Source organism: Micrococcus antarcticus, assembly GCF_044872765.1.
Lineage (GTDB): Bacteria > Actinomycetota > Actinomycetes > Actinomycetales > Micrococcaceae > Micrococcus.
In genome coordinates this window covers 2,489,584-2,515,827 of record NZ_CP085253.1, presented here as the reverse complement: position 1 = coordinate 2,515,827, position 26,244 = coordinate 2,489,584, and the positions used below count along the sequence as shown (strand labels likewise).

24 protein-coding genes are annotated in these 26,244 nt (G+C 73.7%); 4 read left to right on the top strand and 20 right to left on the bottom strand.

What is annotated here, in order from left to right; all coding sequences use genetic code 11:
* Positions 1-26: 26 nt before the first annotated feature.
* The 5 genes from LG274_RS11725 to LG274_RS11705 form a co-directional block, all read right to left on the bottom strand.
* Positions 27-1,022: a hypothetical protein gene (locus LG274_RS11725; protein ID WP_404464637.1), complete on the bottom strand. Its 996-nt coding sequence runs from the start codon at positions 1,020-1,022 to the stop codon at positions 27-29.
* A gap of 97 nt (positions 1,023-1,119) precedes the next feature.
* Positions 1,120-2,478: a M50 family metallopeptidase gene (locus LG274_RS11720; protein ID WP_404464635.1), complete on the bottom strand. Its 1,359-nt coding sequence runs from the start codon at positions 2,476-2,478 to the stop codon at positions 1,120-1,122.
* Positions 2,475-3,767 carry a 1-deoxy-D-xylulose-5-phosphate reductoisomerase gene (gene dxr, locus LG274_RS11715; RefSeq protein WP_404464633.1) on the bottom strand — a complete coding sequence of 431 codons (1,293 nt, stop codon included), beginning with the start codon at positions 3,765-3,767 and terminating at the stop codon, positions 2,475-2,477. Before dxr ends, LG274_RS11720 begins: the two co-directional genes overlap by 4 nt.
* Before the next feature lie 135 nt (positions 3,768-3,902).
* Positions 3,903-5,519 (bottom strand): cation acetate symporter, encoded by a 1,617-nt coding sequence (locus tag LG274_RS11710; protein WP_298714673.1) that lies wholly within the window; start codon positions 5,517-5,519, stop codon positions 3,903-3,905.
* Entirely contained in the window at positions 5,516-5,893 is a 378-nt protein-coding gene (locus LG274_RS11705) for a DUF485 domain-containing protein (protein ID WP_248115275.1), read from the bottom strand. Before LG274_RS11705 ends, LG274_RS11710 begins: the two co-directional genes overlap by 4 nt.
* A gap of 227 nt (positions 5,894-6,120) precedes the next feature.
* Between LG274_RS11705 and LG274_RS11700 the strand changes: the two genes are divergently transcribed.
* Positions 6,121-6,591 (top strand): GNAT family N-acetyltransferase, encoded by a 471-nt coding sequence (locus LG274_RS11700; RefSeq protein ID WP_298714670.1) that lies wholly within the window; start codon positions 6,121-6,123, stop codon positions 6,589-6,591.
* A 64-nt stretch (positions 6,592-6,655) separates the two neighbouring features.
* Here LG274_RS11700 and LG274_RS11695 read toward each other — a convergent pair whose 3' ends face one another.
* Genes LG274_RS11695 through LG274_RS11675 form a run of 5 tightly spaced genes read right to left on the bottom strand, consistent with a single transcriptional unit; the run spans position 6,656 to position 13,065 of the window.
* A complete protein-coding gene (locus LG274_RS11695) occupies positions 6,656-7,540 on the bottom strand; it encodes a CoA ester lyase (protein ID WP_319074686.1) in 885 nt (294 codons plus the stop codon).
* A complete protein-coding gene (locus LG274_RS11690) occupies positions 7,537-8,094 on the bottom strand; it encodes a MaoC family dehydratase (protein WP_404464629.1) in 558 nt (185 codons plus the stop codon). Before LG274_RS11690 ends, LG274_RS11695 begins: the two co-directional genes overlap by 4 nt.
* A complete protein-coding gene (locus LG274_RS11685; RefSeq protein ID WP_404464627.1) occupies positions 8,091-9,278 on the bottom strand; it encodes an acyl-CoA dehydrogenase family protein in 1,188 nt (395 codons plus the stop codon). The genes LG274_RS11690 and LG274_RS11685 overlap by 4 nt, the downstream gene beginning before the upstream one ends.
* The gene (locus LG274_RS11680) at positions 9,275-11,437 is read right to left on the bottom strand and encodes an acetyl/propionyl/methylcrotonyl-CoA carboxylase subunit alpha (protein WP_404464625.1); all 2,163 of its coding nucleotides are present in this window, start codon (positions 11,435-11,437) and stop codon (positions 9,275-9,277) included. The genes LG274_RS11685 and LG274_RS11680 overlap by 4 nt, the downstream gene beginning before the upstream one ends.
* Positions 11,438-11,445: 8 nt before the next feature.
* A complete protein-coding gene (locus tag LG274_RS11675) occupies positions 11,446-13,065 on the bottom strand; it encodes a carboxyl transferase domain-containing protein (protein WP_404464623.1) in 1,620 nt (539 codons plus the stop codon).
* A gap of 112 nt (positions 13,066-13,177) precedes the next feature.
* Here LG274_RS11675 and LG274_RS11670 point away from each other — a divergent pair, with 112 nt between their 5' ends.
* A complete protein-coding gene (locus LG274_RS11670) occupies positions 13,178-13,828 on the top strand; it encodes a TetR/AcrR family transcriptional regulator (protein ID WP_404464620.1) in 651 nt (216 codons plus the stop codon).
* A gap of 3 nt (positions 13,829-13,831) precedes the next feature.
* Here LG274_RS11670 and LG274_RS11665 read toward each other — a convergent pair whose 3' ends face one another.
* From LG274_RS11665 to rpsB, 9 genes are all read right to left on the bottom strand, one after another.
* Positions 13,832-15,241, bottom strand: a complete 1,410-nt coding sequence (locus LG274_RS11665) for a dihydrolipoamide acetyltransferase family protein (RefSeq protein ID WP_404464618.1) — start codon at positions 15,239-15,241, stop codon at positions 13,832-13,834.
* Positions 15,238-16,314 (bottom strand): alpha-ketoacid dehydrogenase subunit beta, encoded by a 1,077-nt coding sequence (locus tag LG274_RS11660; protein WP_404464616.1) that lies wholly within the window; start codon positions 16,312-16,314, stop codon positions 15,238-15,240. The genes LG274_RS11665 and LG274_RS11660 overlap by 4 nt, the downstream gene beginning before the upstream one ends.
* Positions 16,311-17,480, bottom strand: a complete 1,170-nt coding sequence (locus LG274_RS11655; RefSeq protein WP_404464614.1) for a thiamine pyrophosphate-dependent enzyme — start codon at positions 17,478-17,480, stop codon at positions 16,311-16,313. Before LG274_RS11655 ends, LG274_RS11660 begins: the two co-directional genes overlap by 4 nt.
* A 181-nt stretch (positions 17,481-17,661) precedes the next feature.
* Entirely contained in the window at positions 17,662-18,282 is a 621-nt protein-coding gene (locus LG274_RS11650) for a DivIVA domain-containing protein (RefSeq protein WP_404464612.1), read from the bottom strand.
* A 58-nt stretch (positions 18,283-18,340) separates the two neighbouring features.
* Complete coding sequence (locus LG274_RS11645; RefSeq protein WP_404464610.1) at positions 18,341-19,171, bottom strand: phosphatidate cytidylyltransferase; 831 nt, start codon at positions 19,169-19,171, stop codon at positions 18,341-18,343.
* A gap of 26 nt (positions 19,172-19,197) precedes the next feature.
* Positions 19,198-19,755: a ribosome recycling factor gene (frr, locus tag LG274_RS11640; RefSeq protein WP_298714634.1), complete on the bottom strand. Its 558-nt coding sequence runs from the start codon at positions 19,753-19,755 to the stop codon at positions 19,198-19,200.
* A gap of 53 nt (positions 19,756-19,808) precedes the next feature.
* Complete coding sequence (gene pyrH, locus LG274_RS11635) at positions 19,809-20,579, bottom strand: UMP kinase (RefSeq protein WP_248115289.1); 771 nt, start codon at positions 20,577-20,579, stop codon at positions 19,809-19,811.
* Between the two features lie 213 nt (positions 20,580-20,792).
* Positions 20,793-21,629: a translation elongation factor Ts gene (gene tsf, locus LG274_RS11630; RefSeq protein WP_298984877.1), complete on the bottom strand. Its 837-nt coding sequence runs from the start codon at positions 21,627-21,629 to the stop codon at positions 20,793-20,795.
* A gap of 110 nt (positions 21,630-21,739) precedes the next feature.
* Positions 21,740-22,699 carry a 30S ribosomal protein S2 gene (gene rpsB / locus LG274_RS11625; RefSeq protein ID WP_298714630.1) on the bottom strand — a complete coding sequence of 320 codons (960 nt, stop codon included), beginning with the start codon at positions 22,697-22,699 and terminating at the stop codon, positions 21,740-21,742.
* A 403-nt stretch (positions 22,700-23,102) separates the two neighbouring features.
* Here rpsB and LG274_RS11620 point away from each other — a divergent pair, with 403 nt between their 5' ends.
* Positions 23,103-23,780: a murein hydrolase activator EnvC family protein gene (locus LG274_RS11620; RefSeq protein WP_404464606.1), complete on the top strand. Its 678-nt coding sequence runs from the start codon at positions 23,103-23,105 to the stop codon at positions 23,778-23,780.
* Here LG274_RS11620 and LG274_RS11615 read toward each other — a convergent pair.
* Entirely contained in the window at positions 23,680-24,879 is a 1,200-nt protein-coding gene (locus tag LG274_RS11615) for a glycosyltransferase (RefSeq protein WP_298984882.1), read from the bottom strand. The two genes, LG274_RS11620 and LG274_RS11615, sit on opposite strands and share 101 nt — an antisense overlap.
* Before the next feature lie 446 nt (positions 24,880-25,325).
* On the opposite strand from LG274_RS11615, the gene LG274_RS11610 reads away from it, so the two are divergent.
* The gene (locus LG274_RS11610) at positions 25,326-26,216 is read left to right on the top strand and encodes a LysM peptidoglycan-binding domain-containing protein (RefSeq protein ID WP_404464603.1); all 891 of its coding nucleotides are present in this window, start codon (positions 25,326-25,328) and stop codon (positions 26,214-26,216) included.
* Positions 26,217-26,244: the final 28 nt, after the last annotated feature.

The following is a 26,244-nucleotide window of genomic DNA, read 5'->3' as shown; positions in this document are numbered from 1 at the left end:
GCGGGGGCGGTGAGGACGGCCGGGGATCACTGGAAGGAGACGAGCCAGGGCTTGGGGTCGTTGGCCATGGTCTGCTCCGGGGTCATCATCGGCTTGTCCTCGTCGTAGAAGTTCTTCCAGGCCATGCGGATATGGTCCGGGAGGTTCTTGCGGAGGATGCTGTACGTCTCCTTCTTGAGCTGGTGGGTGCCGTGCCCGTCCGCGTGGAGCAGGAAGGCCAGGCCCTCGCGGGCCACGATCTCCGACCGCTGCTCGATCATGGCCGAGCGGAACTGGTGCAGGACGAAGAGCTTCTCGGGGAGCCCCTCGGAGGCCACGAGGTCCGAGAGCCACGCGCTGGTCTCGTTGATCTCGGCGGCCGTCACCTGGCCGATGTCCCGCATGTGCTTCTGTCCCGGACGCAGCCGCCACTCCGGGTCCAGGGCGAGGCCGACGTGGGGCCGCTTGAGCAGGTCCTCGATGCGCTTCGCCTGGGTGGGGAAGTCCTCGAAGCCGGTCTGCAGGTCCAGGATGACGTGGATGCCGGCCTCGCCGGCGCCGTCCACCCACTCCTCGAGGCGGTCGCGCTTGACGGGCCGGGAGTACGCGCCGTCGGGGCCCGCGTCCGCCGAGGCCACCGTGGCGATCATCTCGAACGCCGGCTGGATCGGCTCCTCCGAGAACGGCTCGTAGGTCTTCGCGAGCGCCCGCACGCGCTCGATGGACGCGGGGAGGTCCTGCTCGCCCAGGACGCCGAGGGCACCGGTGCCGGGAGTGCCGTACAGGGCGACGAACCGGCGGGCCGGGAAGATCTCCCGGCCGCCGCCGGGCAGCTCGCCGGACGGGGTGGGCGTGGCCGAGGACGAGTCCGCGGCGGACTCCGAGGCCGAGGCCGAGGCGGGGGGCGCCGACGAGCTGGCCGCCTCCTGGGAGGCGGGTGCCGAGCACCCGGCCAGGCCCGCGGCGAGGGAGCCGAGACCGAGGAGGGTGGCGCGGCGCGTCAGGGCGCTCGGAAACGGGGAGGCGTCACGAGAGGCATTCACAGCAACGATCCTAGGGGACGCCCTCCGGGCGGGCCGGGCGAGCCGGGCGGCGCCGCGGCTTCGTGCCCGGACTGTGACCTTCCGGGCCGTCCGCCCGTCAGAAGAGCCGCACGGGCTCCACGAGGTCCGCCACGATCAGCAGCAGGCCCATGGCCAGCATGGCCCCGGCCACCACGTGCGTCAGGGGCATCAGCGCGGCGAGGTCGAACGGCCCGGGGTCCGGTCGCCCCCGCAGGCGGGCCCCGCCGCGGCGCAGCGCCTCGTAGAGCGCGCCCGCCACGTGCCCGCCGTCCAACGGCAGCAGGGGGATCAGGTTGAACACCAGCAGGGCGACGTTCACCCCCGCCACGAGCGAGAGCACCATCGCGGCCTTGTCCCCGAACGAGACCTCGTCCAGCGCCGCCGCCTCCCCCGCGATCCGCCCGACCCCGACGACGGACATGGGGCCGTTCGGATCGCGCTCGGCCGGGGTGAGCACCGCGACGGCGGTGTCCCACAGCCGCTGGGGCAGCACGAGGACCACGTCCGCGACGCCGCGGATCTGCGTGCCCACCAGGCCCACCGCGTCCAGCGGCGTCCCCGTCACGGTCTCGGTCTGCGCCCCCATGCCGATGAAGCCCACCTGCTGGGTGCGGGCGGTGCCGTCCGGGGCGCGCTCCGGCTGCCCGACGGCGTCCGTCACCGGCCGCTCCGTCAGCCGCGGGGTGATCGTGGACTCGATGCGCCGCCCGTCCCGCTCCCACGCGATCGCGGTGGGCCGGCCGGCGCGCTCGCGGATGGCAGCGGCGAACGCGTCCCAGTCCTCGACGGGGACGCCGTCGAAGGCGACGACGGTGTCTCCGGGCAGCATGCCTGCCTCGTGGGCCGGCGCCACGGGGTCCCCGGGCCGGCACTCCTCGGTCTCGCCCGCGGCGGCGCGCGCCTGCTGCTCCTGCGCGGGGACGACGCAGCGGAAGACCTCCGCTGCCGTCGTGCTGGGCTGCGCGGTGCCCACCGTGGTGACGAGCAGGGCGGTCAGGGCGAGCGCGATCAGCAGGTTCATGGCCGGGCCGCCGAGCATGATGACGATCCGCTTCCAGACCGGCAGCGAGATGAAGGTGCGTCCCTCGTCCCCGGGCCGCAGCTCCTCGGCGGCCTGGGCCCGTGCGTCGTCGGCCAGGCGCCCGAACTGGCGGAAGAGCCCCGTGGAGGACGCGCGGGGCGCCTGCCCCGCGCGCGGCGGTGGGAGCATGCCCACCATGGAGACGTAGCCGCCGAGCGGGAGCGCCTTGATCCCGTACTCGGTCTCCCCGCGCCGCCACGAGGCGACCGTGGGGCCGAAGCCGATCATGTAGCGCGTCACGCGGACGCCGAAGACCTTGGCGGGCACGAGGTGGCCCACTTCGTGCAGCGCGATCGAGAGGGCCAGGCCCAGGGCGACGGCGAGGACGCCGAGCACGAACCAGGCGGCGCTCATGCCCGCGCCCACCGGCCCCGGGCCGCGGCGCGGGCCCAGCCCTCGACGGCCAGGACGGCGTCGACGCTGAGGTCTCCCGGCGCGTGGCCGTGGCCGGCGGCGTCGAGGACGCGCTCGGGGGCGTAGTCGCCGAGGACGGCGCGGACCGTCTCCAGGATGCCGTCGAAGGAGAGGCACCCCTCATGGAAGGCGTCGACGGCCTCCTCGTTGGCGGCGTTGAACACGGCCATGTGCGTCGGCGAGGCGGCCGCGGCCTCCTTCGCGAGGCGCACCGCGGGGAACACCTCCTCGTCGAGGGGCTCGAAGGTCCAGGTCGCGGCGCGGGTCCAGTCGCATCCGCCCACGGCGCCGGGCACGCGGCGCGGCCAGCCGAGGCCGAGGGCGATCGGCAGGCGCATGTCCGGCGGGGAGGCCTGGGCGAGGGTGGAGCCGTCCGTGAACTCCACCATGGAGTGCACGACGGACTGCGGGTGGACCACGACGTCGATGCGGTCCAGGGCGACGTCGAAGAGCAGGTGCGCCTCGATCACCTCGAGGGCCTTGTTCACGAGCGAGGCGGAGTTGGTGGTGACCACGCGGCCCATGTCCCACGTGGGGTGGGCGAGGGCCTGCGCGGGCGTGACCGCGCGCAGCTGCTCCCGGGTGCAGCCCCGGAACGGACCGCCCGAGGCGGTCAGGACCAGGCGGGCGACCTCGTCCGCCGTGCCGCCGCGGAGCGACTGGGCCAGCGCGGAGTGCTCGGAGTCCACGGGGACGAGCTGGCCGGGCGCCGCGGAGGCCTTGACGAGCGCGCCCCCCACGATGAGCGACTCCTTGTTCGCCAGGGCGAGGCGGTGGCCCGCCTCGAGGGCCGCGAGCGTGGGGCGCAGGCCGATCGAGCTGGTGATGCCGTTGAGCACGGTGTCCGCGCCGGTCCAGGCCGCGATGCGGGTGGCCGCCTCGGGGCCCGTGAAGAGCTCGGCGGCGGGAGCCGGGCGGCCGAGGCGTGCGGCGGCCGCCGCGATCGCCGCGCGCAGCTCCTCCGCGCCCGCCGTGGCGGAGCCCACCGCCTCGACGCCGTGGCGCACGGCCTGCTCGGCCAGGAGGGCGGTGTTGGAGCCGCCCGCGAGCGCGACGGCCCGGAACCGCTCGGGGTCCTGCTCGATGACGTCCAGGCCCTGGGTCCCGATCGAGCCGGTCGAGCCGAGGAGGGCGACGCGGCGGGGGGCGCCGTCGCCTCCGCCGGAGGGGTCGTCGGCGCGGACGCCGGGGGCCGGGAGGGTGTAGTCGGCGAGGGATCCGTGGGTCACCGGGCCATCATGCCAGCGGCGGCTGGGAGGAGGGCGGGACGGTGGAGTGCCGGGATGCCGGGGACGACGACGGCGGGACCGCTCCCGTGAGGGTGCGGCCCCGCCGTCGTCAGGGGTGGGCGGATGCCCGCGGCGTCAGTGGCTCACGGCCTTCTCGGCGCCGATGCCGGTGAGGGAGCGGACCTCCATCTCGGCCTGCTTGCCCGGGTCCTCGGCGCGCGAAGACGTCACGGAGCCGAGCCAGCCGAGGAAGAAGGCCAGCGGGATCGAGACGACGCCCGGGTTCTTCAGCGGGAAGAGCACGAAGTCCGCGCTCGGGATCATGGCGGCCGGGTTGCCGGACATGACCGGGGAGAACACGATCAGGACGATCGCGGAGAGCAGGCCGCCGTACATGGACCAGAGGGCGCCGCGCGTGGTGAAGCCCTTCCAGAACAGGGAGTACAGGATGGTCGGGAGGTTCGCCGATGCGGCCACGGCGAAGGCGAGCGCCACGAGGAACGCGACGTTCTGGCCCTGGGCGCCGATGCCGCCGAGGATGGCGAGGATGCCGATGACCACCACGGTGATCTTGCCGATGCGCACCTCATCCTCCGAGGACAGGGGCTTCTTCGCGATCACGGGGCCCCACACGTCGTGCGTGAAGGACGCCGCCGCCGTGAGGGCGAGGCCGGCGACGACCGCGAGGATCGTCGCGAAGGCGACCGCCGAGATCAGCCCGAGCAGGATCGACCCGCCGAGCTCGAACGCCAGCAGCGGGGCCGCCGAGTTCACGCCGCCGGGGGCGGCGAGGATGCGCTCGGGGCCGATCAGTGCGCCGGCGCCGTAGCCCAGCACCAGGGTGAAGAGGTAGAAGGCGCCGATGAGCACGATCGCCCACACCACCGACTTGCGGGCCTCCTTGGCCGTGGGCACGGTGTAGAAGCGCATCAGGACGTGCGGCAGGCCGGCGGTGCCGAGGACGAGCGCGAGGCCCAGGGAGACGAAGTCCAGGCGCGTGGTGAAGTCCTTGCCGTACTGCAGGCCCGGCTCGAGGATGGCCTCACCCTTGGGGTTGAGCTCGACGGCCCGGCCGAGCATCGCGTTGAAGTCGAAGCCGAAGAGGGCGAGCGCCCACACGGTCATGACGCCCGCGCCGAGGATGAGCAGGATCGCCTTGATGATCTGGACGTAGGTGGTGCCCTTCATGCCGCCGATGAGGACATAGGCGATCATGAGCACGCCCACGATCACGATCACGAGCGCCTGGCCGCCCCTGTCCGTGATGTTGAGCAGCAGGGCGACGAGGCCGCCCGCGCCGGCCATCTGGGCCAGGAGGTAGAAGAGGCAGACGGCCATGGTGCCGAAGGCGGCGGCGATGCGCACCGGCTTCTGGCGCAGGCGGAACGAGAGCACGTCGGCCATCGTGAACTTGCCTGTGTTGCGCAGCAGCTCCGCCACGAGGAGCAGGGCGACGAGCCACGCCACGAGGAAGCCGATCGAGTACAGGAAGCCGTCGTAGCCGTAGAGGGCGATCGCGCCGACGATGCCGAGGAACGAGGCCGCCGAGAGATAGTCGCCCGCGATGGCGGTGCCGTTCTGGGTGCCGGAGAAGCCTCGGCCTCCCGCGTAGAAGTCCGCTGAGGAGCCCGAGGTCTTGGAGGCCCGGATCACGACGACGAGGGTGACGACGACGAACGCCGCGAAGATGCCGATGTTGACCATCGGGTTGCCGACGGCCTCCGCGGCCAGGAGGGGGGCGAGGGTGCTCATCGGATCTCCTCCGTGGGGTCGGCCGCGTGGGAGCCCGCCTCGCGCTCGAGGCGCTCGCGCAGCGCCGTGGAGCGCGGGTCGAGGGTGCGGTTGGCGAAGCGGACGTACGCCGCCGTGATGGCGAACGTGGTGACGAACTGCAGCAGGCCGAGGACCAGGCCCAGCGTGATGTTGTCGTGGAGGCGGATGGCCATGACCTGCGGGAAGAACGCCCCCAGGATGACGAACAGCAGGTACCAGACGAAGAACGCGACCGTCATGGGGAACGCGAACGAGCGGTACGTGCGGCGCAGCTCCGTGAACTCCTCGGACTGCTGGGCCGCGCGGAACTGCTCGGGGGTCGGCGCCGGTGGCGCGACGGAGTGGGGTGACATGGGTGCTCCCTCAGGGGGCGGGCGTCCGGCCGCTGAGCGGGCGGAGCGGTGTGTGATGACGCTCACATCCTCTCCCGCGAATGCTCCGCGCGTCAACCACTTTGTATACATACGCCAGTGCGTGACCGATTGTGACGACGGCCCCTGCCAGTCCCCCGGTGATAGCGTTGCCGAAAGACTGCGGACGGCCGCCGCCGCCCGCCCGCTCACCCGAGAGGTCCACCGCCGTGCCCCTTCGTGACGTCCGCCCCGAGGACCTGGACGAGTTCTTCGTGCACCAGCAGGACGAGGACGCGAACCAGATGTCCGGAATCGCCCCCCGCAGCCCTGCCGACCGCGGGGTCTTCGACCATCACTGGGGCACCCTGCTGCGCGACCCCCGCGTCCAGGTGCACACCATCGAGCACGAGGGCCGCGCCGTGGGCGCGCTGATCTGCTCCGAGCAGGACGACGCCGCCGAGCTCTCCTTCTGGACGGCGCAGGAGTTCTGGGGCCTCGGGCTGACCACCTCGGCCGTGGACGAGTTCCTGCGCGGGTACCCGCACCGCCCCGTGCGGGCCCACGTGGCCGAGGACAACGCGGGCACCGTCAAGGTCCTCTCCCGCCGGGGGTTCGAGGTGGTGGGCGAGGAGAAGGTCTTCTCCAATGCCCGCGCCGCCGTCATCACCGAGCTCGTCATGGAGCTCGGCGCGGACTGAGGCCGGCTGGAACGCGACGGCGCCGCGGAATGCCTCCCGCGGCGCCCTTCCTGTATACAGCCGTTCAGTCCCCCGCCGGCACCCGCCCGAGGGTCAGCCGGGCCTGGGCGAGCACCACCTCGTCCACCATGGTGCCGTCCAGCTCGAAGGCGCCGTGCGCCCCCTCGGCCGCCGCGAGCACGCGTCGGGCCCGGGCCACCGCCTCCTCGCTCGGGGCGTAGGCCTCACGCACCACGGGGGCCTGCGCCGGGTGGAGGCACACGGTGGCCGCGCACCCGAGCGCGACGGCGTCCTCGGCCTCCGCGGCGAGGCCCGCGTGATCCTGCAGGTCGAGGAACACCGCGTCCCACGCCGCCGTGCCGTGGGCGGCGGCGGCGAGCAGCACGGTCGCTCGTGCGTGCCGGACGACGGGGCGGTAGGCGCCGTCGGCCGTGCGCGAGGACGTGCCGCCCATGGACGCCACGAGGTCCTCCGCGCCCCACATCAGCGCGCCCACGTGGGGGTGCGCCGCGAGGGCGGGCGCGGCGAGGATGCCCGCCGCGGTCTCGCACAGGGCCACGACGCGCACGTCCTCCCCCAGCGCCGCCACGAGGCCGTCCACCTGCGCGGCGGACTCCGCCTTGGCGAGCATGAGCGTGCGCCACCCGGTCTCCGCGAGCATCGCCAGGTCCGCGGCGTGGTCCGGCGTGCCCGCCGGGTTCACGCGCACGACGACGCGGTCCGCGGCGAGCGGTCCGCCGTCCGTGCCGCCCGTGGCCCGGCCTTCCCAGGCAGCTCGCACGGCGTCGCGGGCGGCCGGGCGGGAGGCCGGCGTGACGGCGTCCTCGAGGTCGAGGATCACCGCGTCGGCGCGGTCGAGGGCCTTGGCGAAGCGCTCGGGTCGGTCCGCCGGCGTGAACATCACGGCCGGGCCGAGGGCCAGGGGCCCGGCCGCCGTGGGGGCGCTCATGCCCGGGTCTCCATGGAGCCCTGCTTCGCCTTCGCCTCGGCGTGGGCCGACGCCGTCCACATGAGGCAGGTGCGCTGGGCCCGCACGACGACGTCCCCGTGCTGGTTCTCCCCCGTCATCTGGAAGGTGACGATGCGCTGGCCCGGTCGCGAGGAGGACTCCCGGACCGCGGTGACCTCCGAGCGCCCGTAGAGGGTGTCCCCGTGGAACACGGGGTGCGGGAAGGCGATCTCCCCCAGCCCGAGCTGCGCCACGAGCGTGCCCTGCGTCGTCTGCCCGACGGCGAGGCCCACAAGCGTGGACAGCGTGAGCATGGAGTTCACGAGCGGCTTCCCGAAGGGCTGCGCGGCCGCGTATGCGTGGTCCAGGTGCAGCGCCTGCGGGTTCATCGTCAGCGTGGTGAAGAGGACGTTGTCCGCCTCCGTGAGCGTGCGGCCGGGCCGGTGCAGGTACACCTGGCCCACCGCGAGCTCGTCCGCGTAGCGCCCGCGCTGCTCGATGACCTCGGGCCCTGTGTTCTCCGCGCCCGGCTCGGGGGTCTCCGCCACCGTCACAGCCCCAGGTCGCGCGCGATCAGCATGAGCTGCACCTCGGTGGTGCCCTCGCCGACCTCGAGGATCTTGGAGTCGCGGTAGTGGCGGGCCACGAGGGTGTCGTTCATGAAGCCGTAGCCGCCGAACACCTGGGTGGCGTCGCGGGCGTTGTCCATGGCCGCCTCGCCGGCGATCATCTTCGCCATGGCGGCCTCGGTCTTGAACGGCTTGCCGGCCAGCATCTTCTGCGCCGCCTCGTAGTAGGCCAGGCGCGCGGCGTGGGCGCGGGCCTGCATGCGGGCGATCTTGAAGGAGACGGCCTGGAACGTGCCGATCCTCTGGCCGAACGAGGTGCGCTGCTTCGCGTAGGCGACCGACTCGTCGACGCAGCCCTGGGCCACACCCGTGGCGAGCGCGGCGATGGCGATGCGGCCCTCGTCGAGGATCTCGAGGAAGTTCGCGAAGCCGCGGCCGCGGGTGCCGAGCAGGTTCTCCTCGGGGACGCGCACGTCGGTGAAGTGCAGGGCGTGGGTGTCGGAGGAGTTCCAGCCGACCTTGTCGTACGGCTTGGCCACGGTGAAGCCCTCGGTGCCGGCGGGCACGAGGATCGTGGAGATCTCCTTCGCGGGGCGGCCGTCGGGGCCGGTCTTGCCCTCCACCGTGCCGGTCACCGCGGTGACGGTGACGAGGCTCGTGATGTCCGTGCCGGAGTTGGTGATGAACTCCTTGGCGCCGTTGATGCGCCACGTGCCGTCCTCGAGCACCGCCGTGGTTTGGGTGCCGCCGGCGTCGGAGCCCGCGCCGGGCTCGGTGAGGCCGAAGCCGGCCAGGTTCTCGCCCGCCACGAGGCTGGGCAGCCAGCGCTCCTTCTGCTCCTGGGTGCCGAACTTCAGCAGCGGCATCGCGCCGAGGGAGACGCCCGCCTCGAGGGTGATGGCCACCGACTGGTTGACGCGGCCGAGCTGCTCGAGCGCGAGGGCGAGGGCGAAGTAGTCGCCGCCCATGCCGCCGAACTCCTCGGGGAAGGGCAGGCCGAACAGGCCCATCTCGCCCATCTGCTTCACGATCTCGTACGGGAACTCGTGCCGGGCGTCGAGCTCGGCGGAGACGGGGGCCACGACCTCGTCCGCGAACTCGCGGACGGTGTCGGAGAGGACCTGGTAGTCCTCCTCGAGGGCGGGCAGGGTGCGGTGCTTGGTGCTCATGCGGACTCTCCAGAGGTGGTGGGCACATCGGCGGTGTCGGGGGTGTGAGGGGTGACGGTGGCAACCAGCCCGCGCGCGGGCACGGACTCGCCGGGACGGACGTGGACGGTGACGACGCCGGCGACGCCCGCGGTGACGGGGTGCTCCATCTTCATGGCCTCGAGGACGGCCAGCTCGGCGCCGGCCTCGACGTGCTCGCCGGTGGACACGGACACCGCGACGACGGTGCCCGGCATGGGAGCCCGGGCCTCCGGGGAACCGCCGCCGGCGGGGGCACGACGCGCGGCGGCCGCGGCGCGCGACGCCGCCACGCGCTCGGCGCGGCCCAGCCGCTCGATTCGCCAGGTGTGCCCGCCGGAGTGGACCCACGCGGCGTCCGGGTCCGCGGGGTGGCGCAGGGATCGACCGCCCGCGTGCCCGGGCCCCGCCCCGTCCTGCGCGGACGGCCCGTCCTCCGGGGCCACCGACCCGCGCCCGCGCCACAGCACGGAGAGGTCCTCCCAGCGCAGAGGCAGCGCGGGGGCGGGGGCGCCCGCGGCGCGCCAGGCGTCCTGGCGGTGCCAGGCGCCGGCCGGCTGCACCCGCAGACCGGACGCGGCCAGGGTCGCCTCGTCGATCCCCTGGACCGTCAGCGCGGAGGTGAGGGCCTCCGGGGCGAAGGCGGCGCCGGCCGCGTCCCAGACCTCCGCGCGGGGGGCGGGGGCCTCCCATGCCGGTGCCTCGTCGATCAGGGAGGTCCTCAGGCGGCCGGCCCGGACGTCGTCGCGCGCCACGAGGTCCCGCAGCCACGCCAGGTTGCTCGTGACCCCGAACAGCACCGACTCCGCGAGCGCCGCCTCGAGGCGGTCCAGTGCCTGGGGGCGGTCCGCGCCGGAGGCGATCACCTTGGCGATCAAGGGGTCGTAGTGACCGGTGACCTCGGGCTGGTCCGGGCCCTCGGACCGGCCGGGGGCGTCGTCCTCGGAGTCCGGCGGGAAGAGCAGGGTGTCCACGCGGACCCCCTCCCCCCGCGGCGGCTCCCACAGCAGCACGGGCCCGGCGGCGGGGAGGAACCCGTGCGCGGGGTCCTCGGCGTAGACGCGGGCCTCGGCGGCCGCCCCCTCCAGGGTGACGTCCTCCTGGCCGAAGCCCAGGTCCTGTCCGGCGGCGATCCACAGCTGCAGCTCCACGAAGTCCACGCGCTCGCCGCGCACCCGCACGACCTCCTCGGACACGGGGTGCTCCACCTGCAGACGGGTGTTCATCTCCATGAAGAAGAACTCGTCCGGGTCCTCGTCCGAGACGAGGAACTCCACGGTGCCGGCCCCCACGTAGCCCACGGACTCTGCGGCGTCCACGGCGGCCCTGCCGAGACGGGCGCGCAGCTCGGCGCCGTGCGCCAGGCCGGTGAGCAGGGGCGCGGGCGCCTCCTCGATCACCTTCTGGTGGCGGCGCTGCAGGGAGCACTCCCGCTCCCCCAGGTGCACGGTGCGCCCGTGGGTGTCCGCGAAGACCTGCACCTCGATGTGCCGCGGGGCGGTGATGAGCCGCTCGAGCAGGAGGGTGTCGTTCCCGAACGCGGAGCGCGCGGTGCGGCGGGCGGAGGCCAGCGCGGCCGGCAGCTCGTCCGCGGCGTGCACGGCCACCATCCCCTTGCCGCCGCCGCCCGCGGAGGGCTTGATCAGCAGCGGGAAGCCGACTCGCTGCGCCTCGGCCACGATCTGATCGTCGGTGAGCGTGGGGTCGGCGATGCCCGGCACCACCGGCACGTCCCGCGCCGAGACGGTCTCCTTGGCGCGGATCTTGTCCGCCATCGCGTCCAGCGACGCCACGGGCGGGCCCACGAAGACGACGCCGGCCGCCTCGAGCGCCCGGGCGAAGTCCGCGTTCTCGGAGAGGAACCCGTAGCCGGGGTGCACGGCCTGCGCCCCGGTTCGGACGGCGGCCGCCACCACCGCGTCCACGTCCAGGTAGGACTCGCGGGCGGGGGCCGGGCCGAGGCGGACGGCGAGGTCCGCCTCGCGCACGTGGCGGGCGCCGGCGTCGGCGTCGGAGAACACCGCCACGGAGCGGATGCCGAGGCGGCGCAGGGTGCGGATCACGCGCACGGCGATCTCGCCGCGGTTGGCCACGAGGACGGTGTCGAAGAGGGCGGGGCCCTCGGCGGGGGTCTGGGTCATGGTCAGGCTCACATCCGGAAGAGGCCGAAGCGGGCGTCCGGCAGGGGGGCTCGGGAGATGACGTCGAGGGCCATGGCGAGCACGCGGCGGGTCTGGCCGGGGGTGATGATGCCGTCGTCCCACAGGCGGGCCGTGGAGTAGAGGGGGCTGCCCTGCTCGTCGTACTGCTGCCGCACGGGGGCCTGGAAGGCCTCGACCTCCTCGGCGGTCATCGGCTCCTCCCCCTTCGCGGCGCGCTGGTCCTGCTTGACCTGGGTCAGCACGGCGGAGGCCTGCGGCCCGCCCATCACGGAGATGCGGGCGTTGGGCCACATCCAGAGGAACCGCGGGGAGTAGGCGCGGCCGCACATCGCGTAGTTGCCGGCGCCGAACGAGCCGCCGATCACGACGGTCAGCTTGGGCACGCGACACGTGGCGACGGCGGTGACCATCTTCGCGCCGTCGCGGGCGATGCCGCCGGCCTCCGCGTCCCGGCCCACCATGAAGCCGGAGATGTTCTGGAGGAACAGCAGCGGGATGCCGCGCTGGTCGCACAGCTCGATGAAGTGCGCGCCCTTGCGGGCCGAGTCGCCGAAGAGGATGCCGTTGTTGGCCAGGATGCCCACGGGGTGGCCGTCGATGCGAGCGAAGGCGGTGACGAGTGTGGTGCCGTAGAGCGGCTTGAACTCGTGCACCGAGTCGGCGTCCACGAGGCGGTCGATCACCTCGTGCACGTCGTACGGGGCGTTGACGTCCACCGGCACCACGGAGGTCAGCTCCCCCGGGTCCTTCGCGGGCTCGAGGGAGGGGTGCACCTCCCACGCGGGGCGGGCCGGCGCGGGCAGGGTGGCCACGATGTCCCGCAGCAGCTGCATGGCGTGGACGTCGTCGTCGGCCAGGTGGTCCGCCACGCCCGAGCGCTCGGCGTGCAGGCGCCCGCCGCCGAGGTCCTCGGGGGTGACGTCCTCGCCGATCGCGGCCTTCACGAGGGGCGGGCCTCCGAGGAAGATGGTGCCCTGCTCGCGGACGATCACGGTCTCGTCGCACATGGCGGGCACGTACGCGCCGCCCGCGGTGGAGGAGCCGCACACGGCCGCGAGCTGCGGGATCCGGCGCGAGGAGAGCAGTGCCTGGTTGCGGAAGATCCGGCCGAAGTGCTCCCGGTCCGGGAACACCTCGTCCTGCTTCGGCAGGAACGCGCCGCCCGAGTCCACGAGGTAGAGGCAGGACAGGTGGTTCTCGAGGGCGATCTCCTGGGCACGCAGGTGCTTCTTCACGGTCAGCGGGTAGTAGGTGCCGCCCTTCACGGTGGCGTCGTTGCCCACCACCATCACGGCGCGGCCGTGGACCAGGCCGATGCCCGCCACGACGCCGGCGGCGGCCGGGCTGTCCTCGCCGTACACGCCGTGCGCGGCGAGCGTGGCGATCTCGAGGAACGGCGAGCCCTCGTCGAGGAGCGCGTCGATGCGGTCCCGCACCAGGAGCTTGCCGCGGCCGGTGTGCCGCGCGCGGGCGGACTCGGAGCCGCCGAGCGCGGTGCGGGCGACGAGCTCGGCGAGCTCCGCCTCGAGGCGGGCATGGCCGGCGGCGTGGCGCTCGGCGGCGCTGGCGGGCGCGGCGGATGCCTCCGCGGTGGGACCGGCGGTCATGAGACCCCTTCCAGTGAATGATCACTAACTGAACCTGCTCCCAGTGTAGTGATCAGGATCACGGGCGCAAACGCCGTCACGGCCCCGTCGGGCCCGCCCTAGAGTGGCAGGCATGCCCTCCGCAGCACCCTCCGCCGAGACCCCGGGCGCGGCCCCGCCCCGCGCCGACACACCCGCCCCCACGGCCCGTCTGGCCGCGAAGGCTCGGCGCCGGGCGGACCTGTTGGCCGCGGCCGCCCGACTGTTCGCGGCGAGCGGGTTCGACGCGGTGCGCCTCGAGGACATCGGCGCGGCATGCGGGATCAGCGGGCCCGCCGTCTACCGGCACTTCGCGAACAAGGCGGCCGTGCTCCGGGAGATCCTGGAGACGGCCAGCCGCGACCTCCTGGCGGGCGCGCTCGCCACGGAGGGCACGCAGGCCCCGGGCGAGCCCGTGCTGCGCGCGCTCATCGCCTTCCACGCCGACTTCGCCCTGGAGAACCGGGACGTGATCCGCGTGCAGGACCGGGACCTGCGGGCGCTGCCCGCCGCCGAGCGCGCCGAGGTCACGGCCACGCAGCGCGCCTACATCGACGTGTGGGCGCGGCAGCTCACCGCGCTGCACCCCGACGACGACGCCGCCGCGGCGGTCTTCCGGGCCCAGGCGGTCCTCGGGCTGCTCAACTCGACGCCGCGCTCCGTGCGCCGCACGCCCGCGGACCGGGCCGCGCGTCGGGCGACCCTGATCGCGATGGCATGGGCCGCCGTCGCGGCCCACGCCTGAGCGTCAGACCATCGCCAGGGTCATCCCGGGCCGGCGCAGCATCGCACCGACGTCGGCGAGGAAGCGCGAGCCCTGCTCGCCGTCCACGAGGCGGTGGTCGAAGGAGAGCGAGAGCGTGACGACGTCGCGCAGCGCGATCTCCCCGCGGTGCTCCCACGGCATGCGGCGCACGGCGCCGAGGCACAGGATGGCCGCCTCCCCCGGGTTGATGATGGGGGTGCCGGTGTCCACGCCGAACACGCCGACGTTGGTGATGGTGAACGTGCCGCCCGTCAGCTCGGCCGGACCCAGCGCGCCCTCGCGCGCCGTCGACGTCAGCCCGGCGATCGCCTGGCCCAGGGCCCTGAGGTCCATGGCCTGGGCGTCCTTGACGTTGGGCACCATGAGCCCGCGGGGCGTCGCGGCGGCGAAGCCGAGGTTCACGGCGTTCTGCTGCACGATCACGCCGCGCGCCTCGTCCCAGCGCGCGTTGACGTCCGGGGTGCGCTCCATGGCCAGCAGGCAGGCCCGGGCGGTGAGCGTCATGGGGGTGAGCTTGACGTCGCGGAACGCGCGGTCGGCCTTGAGTTCGGCCAGCAGCTCGAGGGTCTCGGTCACGTCCACCTGGAGGAACTCGGTGACGTGCGGCGCGGTGAACGCCGACTGCACCATGGCCGCCGCGGTCGCCTTGCGCACGCCCTTGACGGGGACGTCCACCTCGCGCGGACGCCCGCCCAGGGTGCGCACGGAGCCGGTCGCATCGCCAGCGGCCGACGGCGCGGACGACGCGGCCGCGGGCTCGGCGGCCGCAGGCTGGGCGGCCCGCAGGAACGCCTCGACGTCCTCGCGGGTGATCACCCCGCCGGCCCCCGAGCCGGTCAGGGACGTCAGGTCGACCCCGCTGCGCTTGGCGAACAGGCGCACCGGCGGGGTGCACCGGGGGCGCTCCCCCGTGCCGCGCTCGACGGCCGGGGCGATGGGCTCCGTGTCCGCGGCGAGCGCCGGCGCCTCGCCCGGGGCGTCGGGGGCCTCCTCGGGGCCGGCGACGGGGGCCGACTCGACCGCTGTGGACGGACCCGCATCGCGGCGGGCGCGCCGACCCGGCTTGCCGGCGTCGGGCGCGGCGCCGTAGCCCACGAGCGTGGGCACCCGGCCGCCGTCGCCGTCGGAACCTGCGGGATCATCCCCGGCGCCCTCCACCGTGAAGGTGACGAGCGGGGCGCCCACCTCGACGGTGGCGCCCTCCTCGGCGTGCAGCTGGGCCACGACGCCGGCGAAGGGGCTCGAGACCTCGACGACAGCCTTGGCCGTCTCGACCTCGGCGAGGGTCTGATTGACGGTGACCGCGTCGCCGACGGCGACGCGCCACATGGCGATGTCGGACTCGGTCAGGCCCTCGCCCAGGTCGGGCAGGCGGAACGTCTTCTGGCTCATCGGGTCTCCTCCCCGTCGGCGCCGGCGGCGTGCGCGGCGAGGAACTGCTCTGCGGTCTGCGGGGCGGCGAACGCGTCCACGGAGTCCAGCGAGTTGGGCCGGCCCGTCGCGCGGTCCACGCCGTCGAGGATGCGGTCGAGGTCCGGCAGGTGCAGGTGCTCGAGCTTGGCCGGCGGGTACGGGACGTCCATGCCGGTGACGCGCACCGGCGGAGCCTCGAGCCAGTGGAACGCGCGCTCGGCCACGGTGGCCACGAGCTCCGCGCCCAGACCGCCCGTGCGGGAGGCCTCGTGGGCCACCACGAGCCGGCCGGTGCGGCGCACCGAGGACTCCACCAGGCCCGTGTCGATCGGCGAGAGGCTGCGCAGGTCCACGACCTCCACGTCCACGCCCTCCTCGGCGGCCACCTCGGCGGCCTGCAGGGCCGTCTTCACGAGCGGTCCGTACGAGACGAGCGTGACGTCGGAGCCGGGGCGCAGGATGCGCGCGGGGCTCAGCGGCGGGACGGCGGCGTCCACGTCCACCTCGCCCTTGTCGTGGTAGCGGCGCTTGGGCTCGAGGTAGATGACCGGGTCGTCCGAGGCGATGGCGCCGCGGATCATGTCGTAGCCGTCCTGCGGAGAGGACGGGGAGACCACGCGCAGGCCCGCGGTGTGCAGGAAGTACGCCTCGGGCGACTCGGAGTGGTGCTCGGGCGAGCCGATGCCGCCGCCGAAGGGGATGCGGACGGTCACCGGCATGGGCACGGCGCCCCGGGTACGGGCCCGCAGCTTGGCCAGGTTCGCCACGATCTGGTCGAAGGCCGGGTACACGAAGCCGTCGAACTGGATCTCGACGACGGGCCGGTAGCCGCGCATCGCCAGGCCCACGGCCGTGCCGACGATCCCGGACTCGGCGAGCGGGGTGTCCAGCACGCGGTCCCTGCCGAACTCCTCCTGGAGCCCGTCCGTGATCCGGAAGACACCGCCGAGCGCGCCGATGTCCTCGCCCATGAGCAGGACCTTGGGGTCCTCCGCCAGGGCCCGGTGGAGGCCGCGGTTGATCGCGCGGCCGAACGTCATGCGCTCGCTCATGCGCCTGCCTCCTCGTCGTCGAACTGGGCCAGGAACAGCCCGTGGTCCCGGTGCTGGCGCTCCAGCTCCTGGTGCGGCTCCGCGTACACCTCCGAGAACATCGTGTCCGGCCCGTCCTCCACGAGTCCCTCGAGCGCGCGGCGGACCTCCGCGGCCAGCTCGTCGGCGGCCGCCTGGGCCTCGGCGCGGATCGCGTCCACGTCCTCGCCGAGCGAGGCCAGGTGCGCCTCGACACGCGCCAGGGGGTCGCGGGCGCGCCAGGCCTCGAGCACCTCGGGGTCCTGGTAGCGCGTGGGGTCGTCCGCGGTGGTGTGCGGGCCCATGCGGTAGGTGACCGCCTCGATGAAGGTGGGGCCGCCGCCCTCGGCCGCGCGGGCCACAGCCTGGCGCGTGGCCGCCAGCACCGCGAGGACGTCGTTGCCGTCCACGCGCAGGGCGGGGATGCCGAAGCCCCACGGGCGGTCCGCGATGTTCCGACGGGCCTGCAGCCCCACGGGCTCGGAGATGGCCCAGTGGTTGTTCTGGCAGAAGAACACGACGGGCGACTGGTAGGTCGCGCTGAAGACCATGGCCTCGTTCACGTCGCCCTGGCTCGTGGCGCCGTCGCCGAAGTAGACGATCGTGGCGGCGTCGGCCTGGTCGCGCTGGACCCCCATCGCGTAGCCGACGGCGTGCAGCGCCTGGGCGCCGATGATGATCTGCTGGGTGGCCATGCCGGTGGCCTTGGGATCCCAGCCGGAGAACGTGGATCCCCGCCACACGCGCAGCAGGTCCAGGGCGGGGACGCCGCGCAGCAGGGCCACGCCGTTCTCGCGATACGAGGGGAAGACGAAGTCGTCCGCGCGCAGGGCGGCGGCCGAGCCCACCTGGGACGCCTCCTGGCCCAGCAGCGGGGGCCACAGGGCGAGTTCACCCTGGCGCTGCAGGTGGGTGGCCTCCGTGTCCAGCCGGCGCACCACGGTCATGCTGCGGAAGAGGTCCGCGAGGACGGCGGCGTCCACGTCCTCCAGCCACGGATCGAGCTCCGGCGAGGGGACGCGGGTCCCCTCGGCGTCGAGCACCTGCAGCGTCGCGCCCGCGGACGCGTGCCCGTCCTCGAGGGGGGTGTGGCCGGCGGCGGGATCGGTGGAGCCGTGCTCCACGGGGGTGGGGTGCACCAGGGTCATGAGCTCAGCCTTCCATACGTCGCCCCAGGTGAGGGGCGAGGGTGGAGGCGTCCTGCGCGGCGGGGGTGGGCGGCGTCAGGGCGCGTCTGAAATGTGATTGTAGTCACATGGTGGACGCGATTTGCAATCGACGCCCGGGACCGCCCCGCGCCGGGCGAGGCGGTCCTGGACGCCGGGCGGGTCAGCCGCGGCGCAGCAGCACGTCGACGGCGGCGTCCAGGTAGACGTCCACCTGCGCCTCGTCGTAGCCGTCGCGGCCCTCGGCCTCGGCGAAGGACGACCGGCGGACGTCGTCGGCGGTCAGCGGACGGTCCGCGGCGTCGCCGCGCTCACCGGTGACGCGATCCGTGCTCCCGAGGGTCGCGCGGAGTCGGTCGAGGAGGGCGTCGACGTCGTCGACGGCGTAGGCGGGGGCGTCCTCGCGGGTGGGGCGGCGGAAGCGCTCGGCGGGTGCGCGGTCCGCGCGGTCCAGGAGCTCGCGGGTGCTCTCCTCGAGCGCGGCGTCCCACTCCCCGTCGCCGTGCTCGCGCACGACGGCGTCCCGCTCAGCGGCGGTGAGGGCCTCCTCGAGGCGGTCCAGGGCGTCGTCCACCTCGTCGGTGGCGTAGCCGCCGTCCACGGTGGCGAAGCGAGCCTGGCGCACCTGCTCGGGGGTGAGCTCGCCGCGTCCCTCGGCGGCCTCGCGGGCGCGCTCCATGAACGCGTCCACGTGGGTGGGCTCGTAGCCGATCTCGTCCGACTCGACGGTCTGGAAGACGTGGTCGGCGGAGGGAACGGCGTCCTTCGGGGGGCGGGGGGTCATGGCGTCTCCTGCGGGGTGGGTCGGAGCCCCGCGGTGCGGGGCGGCGGGGGGAAGGGGATCAGGTGAACGGCAGCGCCATGACCGTGTAGGCCACGGGCGCCGCGAAGACCAGGGAGTCGAGTCGGTCCATGATCCCGCCGTGGCCCGGGAGCATCGAGGACATGTCCTTGATGCCGAGCTCGCGCTTGACCATGGACTCGGAGAAGTCGCCGCACGTGGCGGCCGCCACGGTGAGCACGCCCAGCAGCGCGCCCACCCACCAGGGCTGGCCCACCAGCAGCGGCACCGCCACGACGCCCACCAGCACGGAGCCGGCCAGGGAGCCGCCGAGGCCCTCCCACGACTTCTTGGGGCTGATGCGCGGGGCGATCGGCGTGCGGCCGAAGCGGTAGCCCACGGCGTAGCCGAACGTGTCATTGCAGACCACCATGAGGAGCAGGCACAGCACCATCATGCGCCCGTGCGGCTGGGCGAACAGCGCCACGCCGAAGGACAGCAGGAAGGGGGCCCACAGCACCACGAACACGCCGGCGAGGATGAACTGCCCCGTGGGCCGACGCCGCGTGGCCGCCGTCCAGAGGCACACGGCCAGGAGTGAGGCGAGCAACGCCAGGAACAGGGCGGGGACGCCGCCCCACCACGTGGCCAGCGGCAGGGCCGCCGCGGCGATCCACAGCGGCGGACGTGGGACGTCCATCCCGATCCCCCGCACGGCGGCCGCCACCTCGGAGACCCCGCCCAGGAGCAGCGCCACGAGGAGCGTCACCAGCACCCACGGCAGCCACACGAGGCCCACCAGGGCGACGGCCAACAGGCCGACCCCCACGACGACGGCGGACTTGAGGTCGCGGCCGCCGCGCGGGGGCGCGGTGATGGGGGCGGGTGTCATCGAGGCGGGACGCCGGAGCGCGAGGATCAGACCTCGAGCAGCTCGGCTTCCTTCTTCTTCGACATCTCGTCCACGAGGTCGACGTGCTTCTTGGTCAGCGCGTCCAGGTCCTTCTCGCCGCGCGTGCCCTCGTCCTCGCCGATCTCTCCGTCCTTGACCGCCTTGTCCATGGCCTCCTTGGCCTTGCGGCGGGCGTTGCGGATGGAGACCTTGTGCTCCTCCGCCTTCGACTTCACGAGCTTCACGTACTCCTTGCGGCGCTCCTCGGTCAGCTCCGGCATGACCACGCGGATGACCTTGCCGTCGTTGGACGGGTTGGCGCCGATCTCCGACTCGGACAGCGCCTTCTCGATGTTGCGCAGGGCGCTGGAGTCGAAGGGCGTGATGAGCAGCGTGCGGGCGTCCGTGGTGGTGAAGGACGCGAGCTGCTGCAGCGGGGTGTAGGAGCCGTAGTAGTCCACCATCACCTTGGAGTACAGCCCGGGGTTGGCGCGGCCGGTGCGCACGGCGGCGAAGTCCTCGCGCGTGGCCTCGATGGTGCGGTCCATCTGCTCTTGCGCGGACTGCAGGGTCTCCTGGATCACGGTCTCTCCTCGGTGGTGCGGTTCGGGTCTGGTGCCATCCTACGCGGCGGGGCTCACGGGGTGACGGTGGTGCCGATCGGCTCGCCGAGCAGCGCGCGGGTCACGTTGCCCGGGCCCTCCATGCCGAACACGCGCATGCTCAGGTCGTTGTCCTTGCACATGGTCATGGCGGTCAGGTCCATCACGCGGATGTTGTTCAGCAGCGCCTCGTCGTACGTCAGGTGCTCCAGGCGCCGGGCCGTGGGGTCCTTCTTGGGGTCCGCGGTGTACACGCCGTCCACGCCGGACTTGGCCATCAGCACCTCGTCCGCGCCCACCTCGAGCGCCCGCTGTGCGGCCACGGTGTCGGTGGAGAAGTAGGGCAGGCCGGTGCCGGCGCCGAAGATCACGACGCGGCCCTTCTGCATGTGGCGGATGGCGCGCAGCGGGATGTAGGACTCGGCCACCTGCTCCATGTGGATGGCGGACTGCACGCGCGTGGACACGCCGGCCTGGAGGAGGAAGTCCTGCAGGGCCAGGCAGTTCATCACGGTGCCGAGCATGCCCATGTAGTCGGCGCGCCGGCGGTCCATGCCGCTCTCGGAGAGCTCGGCGCCGCGGAAGAAGTTGCCGCCGCCGACGACGATGGCGATCTCCACCCGGTCGGCCGCGGCGGCGATCTGCTCGGCGATCCCGCTGACGGTCACGGGGTCCACGCCGACGCTCCCGCCCCCGAACACCTCGCCCGAGAGCTTGAGCAGGACGCGGCGCCGGCCCGTCTCGTCGGCGTTCTGCTGCGCGGTCTCGGCCGTGCGGGGGGCTGCGGGGGCGCGGTTGGACTCCATGGGGATCTCCTGGCATGACTGGGGGACGAGGGGCCGCCGGCCGCGCGGAGGCGCGGGGCGGGCATCGTGCGCGAGTCTACCGGCCGGCGTCGTGGGCCCCACCCCCGGACCGGCACCCGGAGACGGCGTCGGACACGGGACGAGCCGCGCCCCCACCGATGAGGTGGGGACGCGGCTCGTCTCGAGTGCTCCGCCCGGCGCGGGCGGCGCGGATCAGGCGCCGACGCGGAAGCGGGCGAAGCCGGTGACGGCGGTGCCGGCCTCGGAGGCCACCTTGCCGACGGTGGTCTTCGGGTCCTTCGCGAAGGGCTGGTCCACGAGCACGATCTCCTTGAAGAAGCCGGTCAGGCGGCCCTCCACGATCTTCGGGAGAGCCTGCTCCGGCTTGCCCTCGGCGCGCGCGGACTCGTCGGCGATGCGACGCTCGTTCTCCACGGTCTCGGCCGGGACGTCCTCGCGGGAGAGGTACGTGGGCGAGTAGGCGGCGGTGTGCACGGCGATGTCGTGCGCGGCCGTCTTGGCCTCCGCGGAGTCGGCGTCGACGGCGAGCAGCACGCCCACCTGCGCCGGCAGGTCCTTGGAGGTCTTGTGGAGGTAGGCGTCCACGAAGGAGCCCTCGACGCGGGCCAGACGGCGCACGACGACCTTCTCGCCCAGCAGGGCGCCCTCCTCGATGACGTAGTCGCCCAGGGTGCGGCCCTCGTGGTCGGAGGCCAGCAGGCCCTCGACGTCGGTGGCGCCGGAGGCGACGGCGGCGCGCAGCACCACGTCGCCCAGGGTGATGAACTTCTCGGCCTTGGCCACGAAGTCGGTCTCGCAGTTGAGCTCGATCATGACGCCCACGCCGTTCTCGACGGTGGCGGCCACGAGGCCCTCGGCCGCGGAGCGGCCCTCGCGCTTGGTGGCGCCCTTGAGGCCCTTCACGCGGATGATCTCGGTGGCCTTCTCGGCGTCGCCGTTGGCCTCGTCGAGGGCCTTCTTGACGTCCATCATGCCGGCGCCGGTGCGCTCGCGCAGGGCCTTGATGTCAGCAGCGGTGTAGTTCGCCATGCTCGTTCGGTCCTTCCCGTGGTGGGGTGGTGCGGGATGTGCTGGGGATGGGATCCGGGGTGGGCGGCCCGGTGCCGATGGGCACCGGGCCACCCCTCACCCGGACGGGGTCACTCGGCCTGGGCCGGGGCCTCGGTCTCAGCCACGGTCTCCTCGGCCTGGGGCACCTCGAGGGCCGGCGCCTCGGTGGCGCCCGGCGCCACGGCCTCGCCGGCGGCCGGAGCGGCGGCCGCGGGGGCCTGCTCCTGGGCCTGCGGGGCGGCCTGCTCGGCGGCGGGAGCCGCGGTCTTCACGGCCTGCTCGGCGTTGTGCTGCTCGAGCAGCTCGCGCTCCCACTCGGCCATCGGCTCGGCGGCGGACTGACCGGACTTGCCGCCGCCCTGGCGGGCCATCAGGCCCTCGGCCACGGCGTCGGCCACCACGCGGGTGAGCAGGTTGACGGAGCGGATCGCGTCGTCGTTGCCCGGGATCGGGTAGGTGACCTCGTCCGGATCGCAGTTGGTGTCGAGGATCGCCACCACGGGGATGTTGAGCTTCTGCGCCTCGTCGACGGCGAGGTGCTCCTTCTTGGTGTCCACGATCCACACGGCGGAGGGGGTCTTCGCCATGTTGCGGATGCCGCCGAGGTTGGCCTGCAGCTTCTGCAGCTCGCGGTTCAGGAGCAGGAGCTCCTTCTTGGTGTGGCCGGAGCCGGCGACGTCCTCGAAGTCGATCTCCTCGAGCTCCTTCATGCGCTGCACGCGCTTGGAGACCGTGGAGTAGTTGGTGAGCATGCCGCCCAGCCAGCGGTGGTTCACGTAGGGCATGCCCACGCGGCCGGCCTGGTCGGCGATGGCCTCCTGGGCCTGCTTCTTGGTGCCGACGAAGAGGATGGTGCCGCCGTGGGCCACCGTCTCCTTGACGAACTCGTAGGCGCGATCGATGTAGGACAGCGACTGCTGCAGGTCGATCACGTAGATGCCGTTGCGCTCGGTGAGGATGAAGCGCTTCATCTTGGGGTTCCAGCGGCGGGTCTGGTGGCCGAAATGGACACCGGAGTCGAGGAGCTGGCGCATGGTCACGACGGGCATGACGTTTCCCTTCTGTGGCAGCCGTGGCACCCCGCGCTTCGCGCGCGGGCGGTCTGCCGGTCGGTTCTTGACGGTTGTCGGCCGCACGGCACGTGCGACCCCTGGCATCAGGACGGCGGCTGCCGGGCCCCGCGTGCACCCCCGACGACGCCGTGGCGGCGGAGGCGGGGGACCGAACGTGGGGGCTGGGCTCGCCGGAGCGGGCCCACCCTGATGCGCGTAGTCGGTGCCCGAACGCACGGCGAGACGCCGGCGCAGGACACCGCTGGGGCCAATCCTACCGCACCCGGGGTCGGCCGGACGCGGCCGGCCCGCTCCTGCACAGCGCGCGGAGAGCCCCGCTCCGTCCCCCATCCCGGGCCCGATCGAACCGGGCGGGGCGCGCCCCGGGCAGGCTGTCCGCATGGCCGGATCATCCCCTCCGCTCCCCCGCCCCCTCCGCGGCCCGCGGGCCCTCGCGGTGCTCGCCACCCTCCTGGCCACCCTGCTCGTCACGTCCGTCTCCGTGCCCCTCACGGGCGATCCCTCCGCGGATCCCGCCGCCGCGCCGCACGGGCTGCTCGCCGCGGGCGAGGCGCGGCCCGGGTGGCACGCGCCCGTGGCCGGGGCGGGACCGCAGGACGTCCGCCGGGCCTTCGCCGCGCCCCTCCAGCCGTGGGGGCGCGGGCACCGCGGCGTGGACCTGGCGACGGGCTCAGGGGCCGTCCGCTCCCCCGCGGACGGAACGGTGCGGTTCGCCGGCGGCGTGGTGGACCGTCCCGTGCTCACGATCGCCCACGACGACGGTCTCGTGAGCTCGTTCGAGCCCGTCACCGCTCTGGTCCCGGTGGGCGCGCGCGTCTCCGCGGGAGAGGTGGTGGGGACAGCCGACCCGCTGGGCGCGCACTGCCTCGTGCCGTGCGTCCACTGGGGCGTGCGCCGCGAGGACGGGTGGCGCGTGGGAGGGGCCCTCTTCGACCGCTACGTGGATCCGCTCTGGCTCATCGGCTGGAGCGGTCCCTCCGTCCTGTGGCCGCAGCACGGTCCTCGGCCACCCGGCGTGCCAGCCGCAGCAGGGCCCGCGCCGAGCGGTCCCAGCTGAACCGGGCCGCCTGGGCGGCGCTCGCGCGGGAGGCCCGCGCGAACTCCGCCGGGTCTTCGAGCTCGCGCACCCGCGCCACGAGGGCGGCGGCGCGGTCGCCGTCCAGCGGCACGCCGCGGTACGCCGGCGTGCCGGCCCCCGCGACCTCCTGGAAGATCGGCAGGTCCGAGCAGATCACGGGGGTGCCGTGGGCCATGGCCTCGGCGACGGGCAGGCCGAACCCCTCGGCCCGGGAGAGCGTGACGAGGGCCGTGGCCCGCCGCAGCAGGTCCGCGTACTCCGCCTCGGAGGCACCGCCGTGGAAGAGGACCCGGGCGCCGGACTCCCCGACGGCGGCGCGCCGTCCGGCCAGCCGGGCCTCCAGCTCGGCCCGTCGCTGCGGCGGGATCGGGGACAGCAGGTGCAGCTCGTAGCCCGGCAGCGCGGGGGCGGCGTCCAGCAGGGACTCCACGTCCTTGTAGTCCATGAAGGAGCCCATGTAGACCAAGAGCCGCTCCGGGGCGGCGTCCGGATCCCGCGGCGTCGCGACGCCCGGCGGCGCGTTGCCGATCACGTGCACGGGCCGGCGGGTGAGGCGGTGGCGGGCGATCAGCTCCGCGGTGGTCTGCGAGACCGTTGCCACGGCGTCGCCCCGGTCCAGCAGGAGCCGCTGCGGCGCGTAGCTGAGGTGGTAGGCCCGCCAGAGCCAGCGGATCGGCTCGGGGAGGCGCCCCGGCGGGGTGGGGTGCTCGTAGTAGATGAGGTCGTGCAGCGTGAGGATCAGGCCGTAGTCCCGCCCCCACGAGCCCATCGTCTGCATGGGCGAGAACACCACGTCCGGCTCGAGCGCCCGGACCTGCCGGGCCACGAACGGCTCCCGGACGGAGACGGGGCCGGAGACCCGGTGCCACGGGACGCCCGCGGGGAGCAGGGCCAGCTGGCGCTCGTCGGCGATGAGCATGGCCGTCCGGACGCCTTCGCCGTCAGCGTCCCCCGACGTCGTCGTGATCCGGTGGACGGCCTCGATGAGGCTCGCGCCGTAGCGGGAGATGCCGTCGTGGAAGTCGGTGCGCGTGTAGCGCGCGTCCAGGAGGAGGCGCAGGGGGCGAGGGGCGGTCACCGCTCCACGCTAGCGCGCCCGGCCCACCGGAGGCCGAGACCCCCGTGAGGGTGAGGCCGGCCACGAGCGCGTCGACGTCAGCCCTCGGCACCGAGCGCCGCGCCCGCGAGAGGGCTGCCGCGCCCCCGGCGGTGGACGGGCGAGACGAGGCCGGAGCGACGATGTGGAGAACGTGTCCTGCGGCACACTCGCGAGGCGCGCAAGGCCTCGTCAGCGCAGGATTTCGTGGATTGCCCCTGGATGTTCCCCGGCGTTCATATTGCGTTTCGATAACGATCCGGTATCTTTGATCACGGATCGGTTGCGATCCACTCCGGGCTTCCTTTCGCACCCTGCGTCCCGGTCTCTCCATCACTGTTCATCACTCGCACCAGCGGTCCGGCTACACCCGGGCACCACGTGGCGCCCCGCCCGAAGGACGCTGGTCACGAATGGGAAGTAGCGCCATGACTGAGATCACCCCCGCCATCCGCCGGCATCACCGCGTCGCCGCGGCCTCCTTCGCCCTCGCCCTGAGCGCCGGCACCCTCGCCGGCGTCGGCACCGTCGCCGCGGCGCCCTCCGCGCAGGCCGCCGAGTCCACCTACACCGTGCGTTCTGGCGACACCCTGTGGCGCATCGCCGCCGCCAACGGCGTGGCCCTCTCGGAGCTGATGAGCCTCAACGGCCTCTCCGGGTCCTCGATCATCTACCCGGGCGACGTGCTGCGCCTCACCGGCACCACCACCGCGGCCCCGGCCCCGACCTCGGGCGGCACCTACACCGTGCGCGCCGGCGACGGCTGGTGGGTCATCTCCCAGCGCGTCGGCATGAGCATGTCCGCACTGACCTCCCTGAACGGCATGACGACCTCGACCATGCTGCACCCGGGCATGGTCCTGAAGACCTCCACCGCCGTCGAGCGCACCTCCACCACCGTTCCGGCCCCCGCCCCGGCCCCGAAGCCGGTGCGCCAGTCCTCCTCCAAGCAGGCCGCGATCGACTTCATGGTCGCCAAGGTCCGCAGCTCCTCCACGTACTACGCCTGGGGCGGCAACGGCCCCTACGGCTACGACTGCTCGGGCCTCGTGAAGCAGGCCATGGCCCAGTCCGGCATCACTGTGGCCCGCACCAGCCACGACCAGTACGTGAACGCCCCCACCAAGGTCTCGCGTGCCAACGCCCAGCCCGGCGACCTCGTGTTCTGGGCCAACCAGTCCACCGGCCGCATCTATCACGTGGCCATGTACATCGGCGACGGCAAGATCGCCCACGCGCTGAACCCCACCGCCGACCTCGTCATCACGGACATGAACATCATGTCCTCGAACATGCTCTCTGTGGTGGGCCGCTACTGAGCCTGACCCCCGCCGCCTGAACGGCGGC